At 42.5% G+C, this 16063-nt stretch carries 20 protein-coding genes; 13 read left to right on the plus strand and 7 right to left on the minus strand.

The genetic code is table 11. The annotated features are described in order from the left end of the window. The first annotated feature begins 139 nt into the window (after positions 1–139). The 3 genes from argF (at position 140) to J6836_RS15410 (ending at position 2684) form a co-directional block, all read left to right on the plus strand. On the plus strand, positions 140–1165 hold the full coding sequence (gene argF, locus J6836_RS15400; protein WP_219244852.1) for an ornithine carbamoyltransferase: 1026 nt from the start codon (positions 140–142) through the stop codon (positions 1163–1165). A gap of 402 nt (positions 1166–1567) precedes the next feature. Next, positions 1568–2071: a hypothetical protein gene (locus tag J6836_RS15405; RefSeq protein WP_219244853.1), complete on the plus strand. Its 504-nt coding sequence runs from the start codon at positions 1568–1570 to the stop codon at positions 2069–2071. 184 nt (positions 2072–2255) lie between these two features. Then, positions 2256–2684, plus strand: a complete 429-nt coding sequence (locus J6836_RS15410; protein WP_219244854.1) for a hypothetical protein — start codon at positions 2256–2258, stop codon at positions 2682–2684. On the opposite strand, the gene J6836_RS23205 is transcribed toward J6836_RS15410, so the two are convergent. Beyond that, positions 2664–2957 (minus strand): hypothetical protein, encoded by a 294-nt coding sequence (locus tag J6836_RS23205; protein WP_219244855.1) that lies wholly within the window; start codon positions 2955–2957, stop codon positions 2664–2666. The two genes, J6836_RS15410 and J6836_RS23205, sit on opposite strands and share 21 nt — an antisense overlap. A 75-nt stretch (positions 2958–3032) precedes the next feature. On the opposite strand from J6836_RS23205, the gene pyrB reads away from it, so the two are divergent. From pyrB to nrdG, 5 genes are all read left to right on the plus strand, one after another. Beyond that, complete coding sequence (pyrB, locus tag J6836_RS15420) at positions 3033–3968, plus strand: aspartate carbamoyltransferase (RefSeq protein WP_219244856.1); 936 nt, start codon at positions 3033–3035, stop codon at positions 3966–3968. Between the two features lie 13 nt (positions 3969–3981). Beyond that, positions 3982–4446, plus strand: coding sequence for an aspartate carbamoyltransferase regulatory subunit (gene pyrI / locus J6836_RS15425; protein WP_206083263.1), 465 nt, complete (start codon positions 3982–3984; stop codon positions 4444–4446). 134 nt (positions 4447–4580) lie between these two features. Beyond that, positions 4581–4967 (plus strand): 2-iminobutanoate/2-iminopropanoate deaminase, encoded by a 387-nt coding sequence (gene ridA / locus J6836_RS15430; protein WP_219244857.1) that lies wholly within the window; start codon positions 4581–4583, stop codon positions 4965–4967. Positions 4968–5352: 385 nt separating this feature from the next. Beyond that, entirely contained in the window at positions 5353–7491 is a 2139-nt protein-coding gene (gene nrdD, locus J6836_RS15435) for an anaerobic ribonucleoside-triphosphate reductase (protein ID WP_219244858.1), read from the plus strand. Positions 7492–7495: 4 nt separating this feature from the next. Beyond that, the gene (gene nrdG, locus J6836_RS15440) at positions 7496–7960 is read left to right on the plus strand and encodes an anaerobic ribonucleoside-triphosphate reductase-activating protein (RefSeq protein WP_219244859.1); all 465 of its coding nucleotides are present in this window, start codon (positions 7496–7498) and stop codon (positions 7958–7960) included. On the opposite strand, the gene J6836_RS15445 is transcribed toward nrdG, so the two are convergent. Further along, positions 7957–8394: a YhbP family protein gene (locus tag J6836_RS15445; RefSeq protein WP_219244860.1), complete on the minus strand. Its 438-nt coding sequence runs from the start codon at positions 8392–8394 to the stop codon at positions 7957–7959. The two genes, nrdG and J6836_RS15445, sit on opposite strands and share 4 nt — an antisense overlap. Before the next feature lie 293 nt (positions 8395–8687). Beyond that, positions 8688–8939, minus strand: coding sequence for a multiple stress resistance protein BhsA (bhsA, locus tag J6836_RS15450; protein ID WP_219244861.1), 252 nt, complete (start codon positions 8937–8939; stop codon positions 8688–8690). A gap of 270 nt (positions 8940–9209) precedes the next feature. Here bhsA and J6836_RS15455 point away from each other — a divergent pair, with 270 nt between their 5' ends. After that, on the plus strand, positions 9210–9548 hold the full coding sequence (locus tag J6836_RS15455; RefSeq protein WP_219244862.1) for a GIY-YIG nuclease family protein: 339 nt from the start codon (positions 9210–9212) through the stop codon (positions 9546–9548). Here J6836_RS15455 and J6836_RS15460 read toward each other — a convergent pair. After that, positions 9518–10024 carry a GNAT family N-acetyltransferase gene (locus J6836_RS15460; protein WP_219244863.1) on the minus strand — a complete coding sequence of 169 codons (507 nt, stop codon included), beginning with the start codon at positions 10022–10024 and terminating at the stop codon, positions 9518–9520. The genes J6836_RS15455 and J6836_RS15460 overlap by 31 nt on opposite strands. After that, positions 10018–10542 carry a ubiquinone anaerobic biosynthesis accessory factor UbiT gene (gene ubiT / locus J6836_RS15465; RefSeq protein WP_219249530.1) on the minus strand — a complete coding sequence of 175 codons (525 nt, stop codon included), beginning with the start codon at positions 10540–10542 and terminating at the stop codon, positions 10018–10020. Before ubiT ends, J6836_RS15460 begins: the two co-directional genes overlap by 7 nt. A gap of 375 nt (positions 10543–10917) precedes the next feature. Here ubiT and ubiU point away from each other — a divergent pair, with 375 nt between their 5' ends. The 4 genes from ubiU (at position 10918) to J6836_RS15485 (ending at position 13756) form a co-directional block, all read left to right on the plus strand. Then, the gene (ubiU, locus tag J6836_RS15470) at positions 10918–11913 is read left to right on the plus strand and encodes a ubiquinone anaerobic biosynthesis protein UbiU (protein WP_219244864.1); all 996 of its coding nucleotides are present in this window, start codon (positions 10918–10920) and stop codon (positions 11911–11913) included. 18 nt (positions 11914–11931) lie between these two features. Next, complete coding sequence (locus J6836_RS15475; protein WP_219244865.1) at positions 11932–12807, plus strand: U32 family peptidase; 876 nt, start codon at positions 11932–11934, stop codon at positions 12805–12807. 98 nt (positions 12808–12905) lie between these two features. Continuing rightward, positions 12906–13244, plus strand: a complete 339-nt coding sequence (locus J6836_RS15480; protein ID WP_219244866.1) for a type II toxin-antitoxin system PrlF family antitoxin — start codon at positions 12906–12908, stop codon at positions 13242–13244. Between the two features lie 17 nt (positions 13245–13261). Beyond that, the gene (locus J6836_RS15485; protein ID WP_219244867.1) at positions 13262–13756 is read left to right on the plus strand and encodes a type II toxin-antitoxin system YhaV family toxin; all 495 of its coding nucleotides are present in this window, start codon (positions 13262–13264) and stop codon (positions 13754–13756) included. A 4-nt stretch (positions 13757–13760) separates the two neighbouring features. On the opposite strand, the gene J6836_RS15490 is transcribed toward J6836_RS15485, so the two are convergent. Both J6836_RS15490 and J6836_RS15495 read right to left on the minus strand, forming a co-directional pair. Then, positions 13761–14915, minus strand: a complete 1155-nt coding sequence (locus J6836_RS15490) for an ABC transporter permease (RefSeq protein ID WP_219249531.1) — start codon at positions 14913–14915, stop codon at positions 13761–13763. After that, the gene (locus tag J6836_RS15495) at positions 14915–16060 is read right to left on the minus strand and encodes an ABC transporter permease (protein WP_219244868.1); all 1146 of its coding nucleotides are present in this window, start codon (positions 16058–16060) and stop codon (positions 14915–14917) included. The genes J6836_RS15490 and J6836_RS15495 overlap by 1 nt, the downstream gene beginning before the upstream one ends. Between the last annotated feature and the right edge of the window lie 3 nt (positions 16061–16063).

Consider the following 16063-nt stretch of genomic DNA (forward strand, 5'->3'; position numbering starts at 1 on the left):
CGCTATTCTCTGCGCCATTCTCCCATAGGGTTAACAGTGAAACCATACTTTTCAGAATAATTCTTTTTCATTGGGGGTTGATTTTGAATTTTTATGAATATAAATTGAATATTAATTCAATCAAAAAAGGCTGCATTTTATGAATCCCCTCTATAGTAAGCATTTTCTAAGATTATTGGATTTCACCTCTAGCGAAATTCATTCATTGTTAAAGCTCTCTGCATGGTTAAAATCAGAAAAAAAAGCAGGTGTAGAGCAACCCCTTCTTGCAGGGAAAAATTTTGCCCTGATCTTTGAAAAAGACTCCACTCGGACCCGTTGTGCTTTCGAAGTCGGAGCCTTTGACCAAGGCGCGAGAGTCACCTATTTAGGGCCTTCTGGCAGCCAAATTGGTCACAAAGAAACCATGAAAGATACGGCAAGGGTCCTCGGCAGAATGTATGACGGTATCCAATATCGGGGTTTCGCGCAAAGCACCGTTGACGTACTAGCCGCACACTCGGGAGTGCCTGTTTGGAATGGACTAACTAATGAATTCCATCCCACACAGTTATTAGCCGACCTACTCACCATCCAAGAGCACCGACCAAATACCCCATTTTCTGAAATCAAATTTGCATATTTAGGCGATGCACGTAATAACATGGGTAACTCAATGCTAGAGGCCGCTGCGCTAACGGGGTTAGACCTGCGTTTAGTGGCACCTAAAAGCTGTTGGCCTGAACAGGGGCTGATTGATACCTGCCAAGAAATTGCCAAAACCACAGGGGCAAAAATCACGCTCACAGAAGATGTTGCCGAAGGGGTTAAAGGTGCAGACTTTATTTATACAGATGTATGGGTGTCGATGGGTGAAGCCAAAGAAGTTTGGGCACAAAGAATTAATCTGTTAAAACCATATCAGGTTAATATGGATGTGATTAAGTTAACAGGCAACCCGAATGTGAAGTTCCTACATTGCTTACCTGCATTTCACAATGAAGACACCACGCTCGGTGCGCAATTGGCGAAAGAATTCAATATGTACGGCGGCTTAGAAGTCACCGAGGAAGTGTTTGAATCTCCTTACAGCATTGTTTTCGACCAAGCAGAGAACCGTTTACACACAATTAAAGCCGTCATGGTGGCAACATTAGCACCTGAGTTACCTGTCAATATTTTCTAAGCTTATTTCCCTCAACGCCAGTTATTGGGTTGAGGGAGTAACTACATCCGCATAGGACCAATAATATCCCCTAAAAAAATTCATATAAGGTTTTGTCTTGTATTTTAATATCATTTTTAGCTTAAATAATTTAACACATTTAATTTATTTTAAAAAACTCAAAAAATTAACTATAAAAGATAATAACATTACTTACGTAATTAAACGTGCAATTAAAAAATAACATTAGGTATATATACTAAAAATTAAAATCAATTAATCCATAGAGGTTTAAAAAAAGAATTTAACCTTATATTAATCACTACGCCAAAATTAAATTTTTATTTGCATTACCTCTATTCAATAAAAACAATATATTGACTAGAATGTTATTTCTTAATATTAATTAAAAGGAATTTCTTCATGAACTTGCTAAAAAAAAGTGGTTTAGCATTACTTGTTTGTGTCTCTTTACCAGCCCTATCCGCTGTTCAAAATATGCCAATTAACATCAAAGGTACATTTTCTAATGTGACCCAACCTTGTAATGATGCAAAATTAGAAAATACAACGACCTTTGGTGCAATCAATACACTAGAAAAAATAGGTGATGAGACTGCGTTTAAAAGCTCAGGTTATTTAAGTTTCTCCTGTGAATTCCCTGCTGATGCAAAATTAACATTTGCTGCAACTAATGCGCCTAAATTACCCGAAGCCTTTAGAACCTCGAGTGACGCATTTGGTGTGAAATTAAAATACAACAGTACTGAAGTAAAACCGGGTCAATCCGATAGCATTAAAATTGCTAAAGGTGGAAACACGATTTATTTCTATACGAGTATTGCTCGATTAACGGCTAACAGCCCTAACGATTTCGGTAACCACACCTTTGATATTACAGGTAACTTAGCAATTACTTACCAATAATATACTCTCTACCTACATTTTGAGCTGAGTAACAATATCACACAGCTCAAAATGTATGATGACAAAAAATAAGTCATATTCTATTTGAGCTACTTCATTTATGCATACTATTAAATTTATAATATATGTCTCATCCATATTATTAGCTGGTATTATCCCTTATTCTCAAGCAGCAACACAAAATATGCCTATTCATATTAATGGAACGTTTTCAAACGCACCGATATTATGCCAGCTCACCGATAACGCTATTTATTCAGACTTTACACACGGGGATGTTTCCTCTAAAAGGATGGGGCAAGAAACCGTAACACACAAAATCCCACTTTCCATTGACTGCAAAACGGCAGTTGATGCTAAGTTATCATTTGCTGCGCCTGCAAACACCTACTCTAACCATTTATTCCAAACCACCAGCAAAACACATGCAGTCAAACTGAGTTGGCAAGGAGAAGCAATTTTACCCAATAAAGGCGTGACTATTACCATGACACAAAATCAAAAAATCTATTATCTCGATGCTGCATTGGTGAGAGTTGCCCCCAATGAGGCCAGTGACTATGGCGAACATACGTTTAATCTCGCAGGGAATTTAGCGATAGATTACCCATAAAGAATCCCCTGTGATAACCACCATAAAAAATTTTCCCATCTTACTGATTTTTAAATTTTTATCTGTTTGCCTAATTTTTAATCTAAAAACACACACGAAAAAAATTTCATTTTTCTTTATGCAAACGCTTGCGTCAGCGAGAGACATGCGTATAATGCGCCACAATTTGTCGGGAGAAACCATGAACGCTGCTGCTGTATTTTTTACACAGAACACCTCCAACGCACTGCCTTCGAGCGGTCTGGACAGCTTGTTTTTCCCCTCCGTATTCATAAGAAAGCCCCTCATTTGAGGGGCTTTTTTTTGGCCTATAGACCTAACATGTCTTGCTGACAAAGGAGAACAACCATGCCGAATCCTTTATATCTTCGCGATATCATTTCGATTAACGATTTAGACCGCTCAGACCTTGAGCTTGTGCTCAACGTGGCTGCATCATTAAAAAAACAGCCACAACCTGAACTTCTAAAACATAAAGTCGTTGCGAGTTGTTTCTTTGAAGCCTCAACCAGAACGCGTTTATCATTCGAAACAGCAATCCACCGCTTAGGCGCTTCGGTCGTTGGGTTCTCGGATAGCACCAATACGTCACTGGGTAAAAAAGGCGAAACGCTAGCGGATACAATTTCCGTGATTAGCCAATATGTCGATGCCATTGTAATGCGCCACCCACAAGAAGGTGCGGCGCGTTTAGCCAGCCAGTTTGCGGGTAAAATCCCTGTCATCAACGCTGGGGATGGCTCTAACCAACACCCAACACAAACGTTACTGGATTTATTCACCATCCAAGAAACCCAAGGTCGCTTGGAAAACCTGCAAGTCGCCATGGTCGGTGACCTCAAATATGGCAGAACTGTACACTCACTAACACAGGCTTTATCTAAGTTTGAAGGCAATCACTTCTACTTTATCGCACCTGAAGCACTATCTATGCCAAATCATATCTTGCATATTTTGGAAGAAAAAGGTGCCACTTACAGCCTACACAATAATATTGATGAAGTGATGCCAGAGCTGGATATTCTGTATATGACTCGCGTTCAAAAAGAGCGTCTCGACCCATCTGAATATGCCAATGTGAAAGCACAATTCATCTTGCGTGCTGAAGACCTGCACTCGGCAAAATCGAATCTAAAAGTTTTGCACCCACTACCACGTATTGATGAAATTACAGTCGATGTCGATAGCACCCCTTATGCATATTACTTCCAGCAAGCAGGTAACGGAATTTATGCACGCCAAGCGTTGCTATCACTGGTTTTAAATAAAGAATTGGCTATCTGAGGAGGACACCATCATGACACACGACCATAAATTACAAGTTGAAGCCATCAGCCACGGTACGGTTATCGACCATATTCCTGCTCAAATCGGCTTTAAGTTACTAAAATTATTTAAATTAACCAAAACTGATGAGCGCATCACCATTGGGTTAAATTTACCGTCTAGTAATCTGGGCAAAAAAGACATTATCAAAATTGAAAATACCTTTTTAACCCCTGAGCAAGCCAACCAATTGGCGATGTATGCGCCAGAAGCGACCGTAAACCGTATTGAAGATTACCAAGTCGTTGAAAAATTAGAATTAACATTACCAGAGCATATCGATAACGTACTGGTATGTCCAAACAGTAACTGCATTAGCCACAATGAACCCGTTTCAAGCAGTTTTCGCGTGAAGAAAGTGGGCAAAGAAGTCGCTCTGACTTGCCGTTTCTGCGAAAAAGAGTTCGATAGAGACGCCGTGATCAATAATCAATAGGTTATTTCAGCGTAGACTTCGGTGTTGTCTGGGCGCAATCCGTGTTTTAATAGCGCCTAATAGCCATAAAAATGTGGCTCTGCCTAGAAAATATCAGGTGAGTCGCTTCTCTTACGTGATGAAACGGAGTAGTTATGTCATACGAAATCAATACAGAAAACGCACCCGCTGCCATTGGTCCATACGTTCAAGGCGTTGATTTGGGTAGCATGGTTATCACTTCAGGCCAAATCCCTGTTGATCCAAAAACCGGTGACGTGCCAGAAGATATCGCTGCACAGACTCGCCAATCACTGGCTAACGTCAAAGCAATCTTAGAAAAAGCAGGCTTAACCGCAGCTGATATCGTTAAAACTACTGTATTCGTTAAAGACTTAAATGACTTTGCGACAGTCAATGCGACCTATGAAGAATTCTTCAAGCAACACAATGCACCATTCCCAGCACGCTCTTGTGTTGAGGTTGCTCGTCTGCCAAAAGACGTAAAAATTGAAATTGAAGCCATTGCTGTACGCAAATAACGCTTAATTCAATCTAGACACCCCATGATATCAATGGGGTGTTCGTTTTTCCCAAGACCTCCTATTCCTTCCCCCCATTTTCCTCTCCCAAATACCCTATATCTCCATTAATCTAATCGAAACTTAAGGTAAACTTTTTTCTGGCTCTCTAAATTATTTATTTCCAGCTCCCCCTTTGGATATTCAGGCACTTAATTATTTTCTTTGTTTTGGATCAAATTAATGTCAGCTAAAAAAAAGCAATAACCTATATATTGTGCTTTAATTACCAGCATAGGCACAATATGTAGTATTTATTCACATTTTATCCACAGATAAGATACTCAGCAGAAAGATAACGAATAATACCGTTAGCACTGTGGATAACTTAAAAAGGAGAGAGACAGTGGGAACGGTTGTCATTAAAAGAGATGGTTGTCAGGTCAGTTTTGACCTTCCAAGAATACAAGAAGCCGTAAAGCGCGCAGCCGCAGCGGTGAATGTTAAGGATGACGATTATTGTCTTCAAGTTGCTTCTATCGTCACAGAGCAGCTTTGCAACCGTAACCAAGTGGATATTGGTGAAATCCAAGATGCTGTTGAAAACCAATTGATGTCAGGGCCGTACAAAGATTTAGCCCGTGCGTACATCGAATATCGCCATGATAGGGACAGCGAGCGTGAAAAACGCAGCCAGCTTACCCATGATATTCGTGGATTAATTGAGCAAAGTAATGTCTCTCTGTTAAATGAAAATGCCAATAAAGACAGTAAAGTGATCCCAACTCAGCGAGATTTACTTGCTGGGATCGTAGCAAAACATTATGCCAAACAGCATATTTTACCTCGTGATGTCGTTTTAGCTCATGAAAGAGGTGAAATTCACTATCACGACCTCGATTATGCGCCATTCTTCCCGATGTTTAACTGTATGCTAATTGACCTAAAAGGTATGTTAACTAACGGGTTTAAGATGGGAAATGCGGAAATTGAGCCACCTAAATCTATTTCAACAGCAACAGCGGTAACAGCGCAAATTATTGCTCAAGTGGCTAGCCATATTTATGGTGGCACAACCATCAACCGCATTGATGAGATTTTAGCGCCTTATGTGGCGATCAGTTACCAAAAACACTTAGAAGTGGCCCAAGAATGGGGAATTGCTGACGCAGAAGGTTACGCACAAAGCCGCACAGATAAAGAGTGTTATGATGCATTCCAATCTTTAGAGTATGAAGTGAATACACTGCATACCGCCAATGGCCAAACACCGTTTGTTACGTTTGGTTTTGGGTTAGGCACATCAAAAGAAGCGCGCTTAATTCAACAATCAATTCTGAAAAACCGTATTGCAGGCCTTGGAAAAAACCGCAAAACCGCCGTGTTCCCTAAACTGGTTTTCGCTATCAAAGATGGGCTAAACCACAAACTTAACGACCCAAATTACGATATCAAGCAATTAGCCTTAGAATGTGCCAGCAAGCGCATGTACCCCGATATCCTCAATTATGACCGTGTGGTTGATGTCACTGGTTCATTTAAAACCCCAATGGGTTGCCGCAGCTTCTTAGGGATTTATGAAGAAAATGGCGAACAAATTCATGATGGTCGCAACAATTTAGGCGTCATCAGCCTGAACTTGCCGCGTATCGCCATTGAAGCGCAAGGCAGCGAAGATGCATTCTGGGCGTTATTAGATGAGCGCCTTGCTATCGCGAAAAAAGCCTTAATGACACGAATTGCCCGCCTAGAAACCGTGAAAGCCCGTGTTGCCCCTATCCTGTATATGGAAGGTGCGTGTGGTGTAAGATTAAAAGCGGACGATAATGTCGCTGAGATATTCAAAAATGGCAGAGCCTCAATTTCCTTAGGTTACATTGGATTACATGAAACTATCAATGCGCTATTTGGCTCAGAAACCCACGTGTATGACAGCGAAAAACTGCGTGAAAAAGCCGTGGCTATTGTTGATCGTCTACGCCAAGCCACAGACGAGTGGAAAGCACAAACAGGCTACGGTTTCAGCTTATATAGCACACCAAGTGAAAATTTATGCGACCGATTTTGCCGCATCGACACCGCGGAATTCGGTGTCATTAATGGCGTCACAGATAAAGGCTACTACACCAACAGTTTCCATTTAGATGTTGAAAAACAAGTTAATCCATACGACAAAATTGACTTTGAAGCGCCGTATCCTGCAATCGCGAATGGCGGTTTTATCTGTTACGGCGAGTACCCTAACTTGCAACATAACGTCAGGGCACTGGAAGATGTGTGGGATTATAGCTATCAACACGTTCCTTATTATGGAACCAACACACCAATAGATGAATGTTATGAATGTGGTTTTTCTGGTGAATTTTCCTGTACTAGCAAAGGGTTTACCTGCCCCGCTTGCGGCAACCATGACACCAACCGTGTTTCGGTGATCCGCCGCGTATGTGGCTATTTAGGCAGCCCTGATGCACGCCCATTTAACGCAGGTAAACAAGAAGAAGTGAAGCGCCGTATCAAACACTTAGGTAATGGCCAAATAGGTTAATGGTATGAATTATCACCAGTATTATCCTGTTGATGTGGTTAATGGCCCAGGAACCCGTTGCACACTGTTTGTAGCGGGGTGTGTCCACCAGTGCCGCGGTTGTTATAACCAAAGTACGTGGCGAGTGGATTCTGGCGCGCCATTCACTCAAGAAATGGAAGACCAAATCATCCAAGATTTGCAAGATACCCGTATCCGCCGACAAGGGCTCTCCCTCTCTGGCGGAGACCCTCTGCACCCAGCCAATTTGCCAGCGGTGCTCAAGTTAGTAAAGCGAGTGAAAGCGGTCTGCCCGGATAAGGACATCTGGGTATGGACTGGCTATAAGCTAGCTGAATTGACGCTCGAACAACAAAAAGTTGTCAGCTTGGTTAATACCTTAGTTGACGGCAAGTTTGAGCAAGATTTACACGACCCACGCTTAATTTGGCGCGGCAGTGCAAATCAAGTGATCCACCATTTGCGCTAGGCTTCTCGGGCCCAATGCAATTTGGTGCCAAACCCCAACTTGTTGTCCACCATTTTAACCTTCGTTAAGTGAAGCTGCCATACAGGTAGCTTCGCCGCGAGGGCCACGGGAAATCGTCGGCAATAGGCATTTCGCGCTTGCAGCTCAGCCTCTCCGCCAAGCTTTTCAATTTCACCAATAAATTGAACCCCTTGTATCGCATTTACCGCTTTGGTTTGCGCAGAGATAGTGCCCGCCACTTGGGTGTTAGCCATCATCAATTGACCATGTGTAGAGTTGGGATCCGTCATGAGGATCAACGACATACTTTTCGCATCAAATGCATAATAACAACTGGCAGGCCAGATATCATTGAGATGGTGAGTGAATAGAGAAAAAACATGTTGGCGGGAAATATAGCGTTGGATGTGTTTTAAGGTTTGTTCAGGCGTCATAGCGGTTTCCATATAAACCCGTTCAGAACAAGCTCTTGGAGATAACTCCGTGAGCTCGTTAAAACAGTTCTGAACGTAGGCGTAAATTCGCTATTACTATACTCTAACTAGCTGAAATATTAAGCTAAATATTTTTAGGCTTATATGCCAACTAAATTCGAGTATTTACTCTAAATAATTCGAGTTGTAGCTAGGCGGCAAGTGAACGAGGCGCTAGGAGCATACATAAGTATGTGACTAGTGCGAATGAACGCGGCCAACAACGCTACGGCTCGAAGTATGACGAGTAAAGATTATTTATAGATAGCCGCAGTACCACTCATTGAATTCTCACCGCTTGCAGAAATCACACGGAAAGAAGTTGCGCCAGCTTCATCAGCTTTTTTGGCCAATTGTGCGGTCAGGTCATTTACACTAACGGCACCAGTCACTGAGACATAACCCGCAGCTGGTTGGCTAGAATGTTGAACTTCATCAGCAGCCATTGAACCAAATGATACAGCACCTAAAGCTAAAGCAGCAGCAAATAATGTTGATTTTTTCATCGTATATTCCTTTTTGTAAACTTGATTTTTAATCGGGGTTTTTACTGTTCCCCTGTGATATGGATCATATTATGCGCTTTAACTTGGAATGAAAATTAGCATATTTTGCTATATTTATTCAAATAAATTGAATTATAACCTATGTTGAGGTTGCTGCTTTGTGACAACTTTATTACGTTTTTTATTTATATATTAATGTGTTATAAATAACTTCTTTAACGAATATATTCGTCTTTAACCCATTGTTTTTAACTGATAAAGCAGCACATAATGACAAAAAACACGTCAGAAAAAAGCGAATTAAAGCAAAATAGCTGGTATCTCTATCTAGTGAGGGAGAAAAATAACGCACTTTATTGCGGGATCACGACGGATGTACAGCGCCGATTTGCACAACATAAAGCGGGAACGGGAGCAAAAGCATTGAAAGGAAAAATGCCACTAACATTAGCATTTTCATGTTTGATTGGTTCGCGTTCAGTCGCATCCCAACTGGAATATAAGGTTAAGCAACTGAGTAAAAAGACAAAAGAAAGGCTGGTCATTGACCAGCCTAGCGATTTGACGGCTTATTTAGCTCAGGCTAAATTGTCAAAATGTGAAGAATAGACCACATCACCTTGTTGCTCGCCTATCCCACCATTTTCTAACCCACAAATTAAAAAGTGAGCTTGTTGTTCTGGCCACTGGCAACGAATGCCATGCTTAGAAGCAGGCACAAACCCAAAGCGCGAGTAATATTGCTCATCACCCAGCACAACCACTGCACCATAACCAAATTCATTCAGGCTATCTAACCCCTCATAAACCAGTTTCTCTGCAATGCCTTGCCCTTGGTGGGCTTTATTAACGGCTAAAGGTGCTAACCCAACCCATTGTACGTCTTCGCCATTTAGGTCAACGGGGGTGAAGCCCACATAGCCTATCACTTCACCATTATCATTGGTGGCAACAACCCCCAATGTCAGCAAACCGTCTTCACGTAGGTGTTGAACAAGGTTAGCTTCTGCTTCTGTTGGGAAGGTTTCTCGCAGTAGCCTATCAATGCCCATGGCATCAACAGGGATCTCTACCCGAATTAGCATGAGGTCAACGCAGGGGCTTTATGCTCTGCGTCCTCGCTATCTTGTACCGTTTTAATCACTTCAGCTAATTGCAATAATGCGAAACGCAAGGGCGCTGGCATATTTTCGAGCTCAAACGCATCCATCAAGTTTTTCACATATAACCCTAACTCGGTATCCCCTTCAATCACCAAACGGCGTTGGAAAAATAATGTATCAGGGTCTTCTTTCCGTGCTGCAATCAACACCAAATCATTGGCATTGCCGCTAACACTGACATCGGCATCTGCCTGTTGCTTGACTGCTAACTGACCATTTTGTAGGCTGATAAACCACACCAATGCTAAATCACGGACTTCCACTTTAAGCCACTTATCTTCGAGAAAATCAAGCTCCCCTTCTTTTACTGACTCACGAAACTGCCAACTTAACAGTTGTTCAAGCACCTGACGCTGAACAGCAAATGGGGTCACCTTTAAAGGTAATTTCAAAAGTGAAGGGCCTTTTGTGATGAGTTGAGAACGAATTTTACCTAACACAATACTGACTCCCGTATTCATTGTCTGCCCATTTTCGTGTAACTACTTAATCAGAGTAGCAGCTCGAAGTAATTAGGGTAACATGTTGTCTATACACATAATTTAAAAAAATTCTAACAATCAATAATGATATTGGTTGATATTATTGATGCGTTATTTGGGTTATGATAAGTATCTTGCCAAAAAATCGGGGCACGGGTCTGATCCTATATCAATTTTTACCCATCTCGCCAATATTTATTTTTTATCTGCCCATTTTGCCATTTACGTAACGAATACAAACATCCATTAACAATTTCTCTGCTCTAAATCAAAATCTATAACAGTTCCCTTGACTAAAATAGCGGCTGTCAAAATTTATACAGGGATAGGTTAATGGAATTACTCTGCCCAGCAGGAAACTTACCTGCTTTAAAAGCCGCTGTGGATAATGGCGCTGATGCGGTGTATATCGGGCTAAAAAATGATACTAACGCACGCCACTTTGCAGGTTTGAATTTTACGCAAAAAAAACTGCATGAAGCAGAACGTTATATTCACAGCCGCAATCGTAAATTGCATATCGCCATCAATACATTTGCTCACCCAGATGGCTACCAGCGATGGCAAGATTCGGTAGATCTTGCCGCTGACCTTGGTGCCGATGCCCTTATTATAGCCGATATCGCGATGCTAGAGTACGCTGCCACTAAATACCCGCATATTGAAAGACATGTTTCCGTGCAAGCCTCTGCCACCAATACCGAAGCAATCCGCTTTTATCAGCGCAACTTTGATGTCCACCGCGTCGTACTGCCTCGCGTACTTTCAATTCATCAAGTTAAGCAACTGGCGAAAAATAGCCCTGTCCCCCTCGAGGTATTTGCTTTTGGTAGCCTGTGTATTATGGCCGAAGGGCGCTGTTATTTATCCTCTTACCTGACGGGAGAGTCCCCAAATACCGTTGGAGCCTGTTCCCCTGCCCGCTTTGTGCGTTGGCAACAAACGGCTGATGGTATGGAATCACGCCTCAATGACGTGCTTATCGACCGTTATAAAGCCGATGAAAATGCAGGTTACCCAACATTGTGTAAAGGCCGCTATTTGGTGGACGAGCAGAAATACCATGTTCTCGAAGAGCCCACCAGCCTCAATACGATTGAATTATTACCTGAGCTAATGGCAGCAAATATTGCCTCCGTGAAAATTGAAGGTCGCCAACGTAGCCCTGCTTATGTTTCTGAAGTAGCGCGCATTTGGCGCCAAGCCATTGACCGTTATAAAGCCAACCCGGATAAATTTGTCACCGATTCTAAATGGATGAAAGCGCTTGGAAAGCTTTCTGAAGGAAGCCAAACCACGTTGGGTGCTTATCATCGCAAATGGCAATAATTAAAAGGTAAAACTATCATGCAGTACTCTTTAGGATCTGTGCTTTATTACTGGCCAAAACAGATGTTAAACGACTTTTATCAACTCGCCATGCAAAGTGAAGCCGATATTATCTATCTTGGCGAAACGGTATGCAGCAAGCGCCGTGAAATGAAGCCCAATGATTGGATAGAGCTGGCCCAGCAATTAGCCAAAAGTGGTAAGCAAATCGTCTTGAGCTCCCTTGCGCTGTTACAAGCGCCTTCAGAGCTAAAAGAAATCACAAAATTGGTAGATAACGGCGAGTTTTTACTTGAAGCGCACGATTTTGGCGTCATCAACATGTTGGTGGATAAAAAACTGCCATTTGTGGCTGGGCACGGCCTCAATTGCTACAACGCCCAAGCACTAAATATTTTACTGCGCCAAGGCATGACACGTTGGTGCATGCCTGTTGAGCTCTCCCGTGATTGGTTGATTAACTTACTCAATCAATGTGAAGAAATCGGTATTCGCCATAAATTCGAAGTGGAAGTCATGAGTTACGGCCATCTTCCCCTTGCCTATTCAGCCCGCTGCTTTACTGCTCGTTCAGAAAACAAGCAAAAAGACGATTGCGAAACCTGCTGCATTAATTACCCTCAAGGGCGCAAGGTGCTTTCCCAAGAGCAACAACAAGTGTTTACCTTAAATGGTATCCAAACGCTCAGTGGTGACTGCTATAACCTCGGGAATGAGTTGGCATCGATGAAAGGTTTAGTGGATATTGTACGCATTTCCCCTGAAAGTGTTGAGTCCCTTGATGTACTTGCTCGGTTTAAGGCTAATGAAGATGGCATGATGCCATTGCGTATTGAAAACCAAAGCTGTAACGGCTATTGGCGGCAGATAGCGGGCTTGTCGATGGTGCCTTAGTTAAATCACATTCGCGCACATAAAAAGTAATGCACTTGCATTTCGCAATGCATTTGCATTACACTCATTGTAAAATGAAATGCGATGAGGCAAATAAAATGATTGATTTAAACCCAGCTACGGTATCGCTGCGTGCCAAATCCCGCCTGACCGAACGCAGCCAAACAACGATCCCCGCCGCTATACGTGATGCTCTACACTTAAAACCCGGTGAAACCATTGAATATTCGCTACTTGCGGATGGTAATGTCATTATGTCTCGCCAAACTGAGCCACAAGACGACCCAGTTGTCTCTCAATTTTTGACATTCCTTGAGAAAGACATGAGAGAAAACCCACGACATATCTACCCTGCCCCTGTAGCATTATGGAATAAGATCAATGAACTGACCGCTAATATAGATATTGATTTAGATGCGCCACTGACTGACGAGTAACATGAGGTAACAGGGAAATGTTAGAAATTAATGGATGGAAAATTTTTTTTCACGCCTGTTTTTTAGAGCAGCTAGTAGCATTAGTCAGCACAGTTCAATCCTTAAAAACCGCCGATCCAGCAGGCTATAAAAAGAAAGCACCAACCAAATTATTGGCGGCAATAAATAAAGTCATTGAAGAACGTATTGCCGTTAACCCACTCGACCCTATGTTTTACCAAGGAGATACGTTGGGTACAGAACATAAACATTGGTTTCGAGCTAAATTCTTACAGCAATTTCGCTTATTCTTCCGCTGTAGCGAGAAAAATAAAACTATCATCATTGGCTGGGTGAATGACTTCAGCACATTACGTGCTTATGACTCAAAGAATGATGCCTACAAAGTTTTTTCCGCCATGCTTAAAGCAGGGGTTCCCCCCGATGACAGGGAAACATTAAACAAAGAGGCTCAAATGGTGTCTCAAACCATCGAGCCTCACATTATGACAGGCTTATTTTCGAATAAATAAAAACCTAGCGGTGGTGCCGGCGCCAGCGGTTAAACGCATGCGTTAAATGACGCAGTTCCCCATCGCGCAACATACCAATAAAGACCCCGATGACGGTATAAATCACGCCTAGCGTCAACATCATCACGATATCCATTAATACATCGCTAAACGGTAGGCCCATTTGGTTAAGGCCCGCCATGGCATTCGTTGCCCACGTAGATGGCAGTGCAGAAGCAATCATTCGTACCCAATCAGGCATCGCTTGCAACGGCCAAATGGTACCTGACATATAAAACACTGGCGTGGTAATAAACGCCAATGTTAAATAAATCATTTCCACACTGCGCAGACATTCAGTCACTAATTTGCCAAGACCAAGCACCGCTAATAAGAATGGGAAGGTAAATATCCAAATCAAATACAACGGTGCTTCTTGCCGATAGCCCAACACCCAAGGCCACAGGGCAAAAAATACGGTAGATAAAAATAACCAAATTGGGATCAATGCTGATAACGCGCCTAAATAAACCGCCAACGGTGGCTTACCTTTCGGAGTAGAGCGAATTGCAATACTCACTCGTACACAAGCAATCAACAAGGAGTGCTGCAATAACATCACCAACAAACCGGGAAAGATAATTGCCGCAAAACTCACCCCAGGGTTATATAAGGGCTCTGTTTCACTGCGTACAGGGGTGATAATCACCTTCGCTTGCTCTTGGCTATAACCCGCTTTAGTTAATAACTGCGTGTTATACGCATTGAGCAATGTTTGGTATGCCTTAGAAAGTTCCTGTTGAATTTGCCCACTCGCTAAGCGGTTTGTCGCATCCCCATACACAGGTACGGTAATATTTTTACCGCTTAATAAATGCTGTTGAAAATCCGTTGGAATGATAATTATCGCAAAGAGTTTTCGTGCAATCATATCTTGGCGAGCTTGCGCAAGGTTATCATAACCGTGCAACTGCACTTTAGGTGTTGCATCTAAATCGCGGATCAGTTCGCGGCTCGCCGTGCTGTGGTCCATATCAATCACTGCGACAGGTAAGTCCCATAATACGGGTCTCGCATACACCAAACTCATCACACACAATGATACTAATAGAAGCAACCACATGGGTTTTTCTAACATCCCAAGTAACACTTTACGGAAGGTCGCAAAATACACGGTCATCATGCAGCGCCTCCTTGGGTTTCCAATCGTTTCACTAAGCGCTTACGCACTAAAAAAGCGGTAACAACAGGGTAAATCAGTAAAAATAAACAAACCTCGACTATCCGCCCAAACGATATTTCCCGTAAGAAGATATCGAACATCGCATTAAGCGTATGGGTTAGTGGCTCGATATTCGAAATAATCTGTGCAGGCAAAATCATCGCTAATTCAGGCACTGCCATCCCTGAGAACGCTAATGCAATACTGACAAGCATCCCGATTAAGCTGTAGGCCATGATGGCGCTCGAGGTAAAACTAAAGAGCAATAGCCCAACACTTTGCGCCGCTATCACATAGAAGAAACCAACCACAATCATATACAGCGGGTTCCCTATGACTTTAGCGTCAAAAATCGTGACTAATGCAGCCAACTCAATGGCTAATAATGTACTGAAAAATAAGGTATAAGGTGCCATTTTCCCTAACAAAGCGGTGGCAAAAGGTTTGACACTCTGTAAAGTCGTACCACGTGACATGGTGTAAATTGTCGCCGTGACCACAAACAGCTGGAGCATATGAATTGTGGCGGCAAACTGTTGATAATAAATATAACTGCCGCTTGGGTTGAACAGGCTGTCATAGGAAAGCGTCACTTGCGCTAACGGTGGCAAGGCTTTTCCCATCGATTTTGCCATTTCTTGGCGGTATTTCGCATTGAGTTCCGCCACCAGCCCACTAAAATCTTGAATGGCATAGCTTCCAGATGCGTAAAATAATGCATTGTAATACATCCGTAATTCAGGCTGACGGCCACGCAGCACATCCTCTTCAAAATTATGCGGAATATACAATAACGCGTAATCTTTTGAACTTGCTAATCTTTTAAGTGAGGTACTGAGGTTATCATCCACTGTTTTTACATCAGCGTGAGGGCCCGCATTCAAGTCACGAATAATTTGCCGTGATACGGGGCTATGATTGTCATCCACCACTGAAACGGGTAGATCCATCAAGGTTCCCTCAGAAAAGTTAGCGCTAACTAACGTAAACAACATCAACGGGAACAACCAGCTCAACCAGTGAAAAACAGGGCTACGAATAGCCATTTGGGTTTCGCGGCTAAAAGCATGTTCAAAGCCGTGCCAAGCGAACTTTAATTTCATGGC

Source organism: Providencia sp. R33 (assembly GCF_019343475.1).
GTDB lineage: Bacteria > Pseudomonadota > Gammaproteobacteria > Enterobacterales > Enterobacteriaceae > Providencia.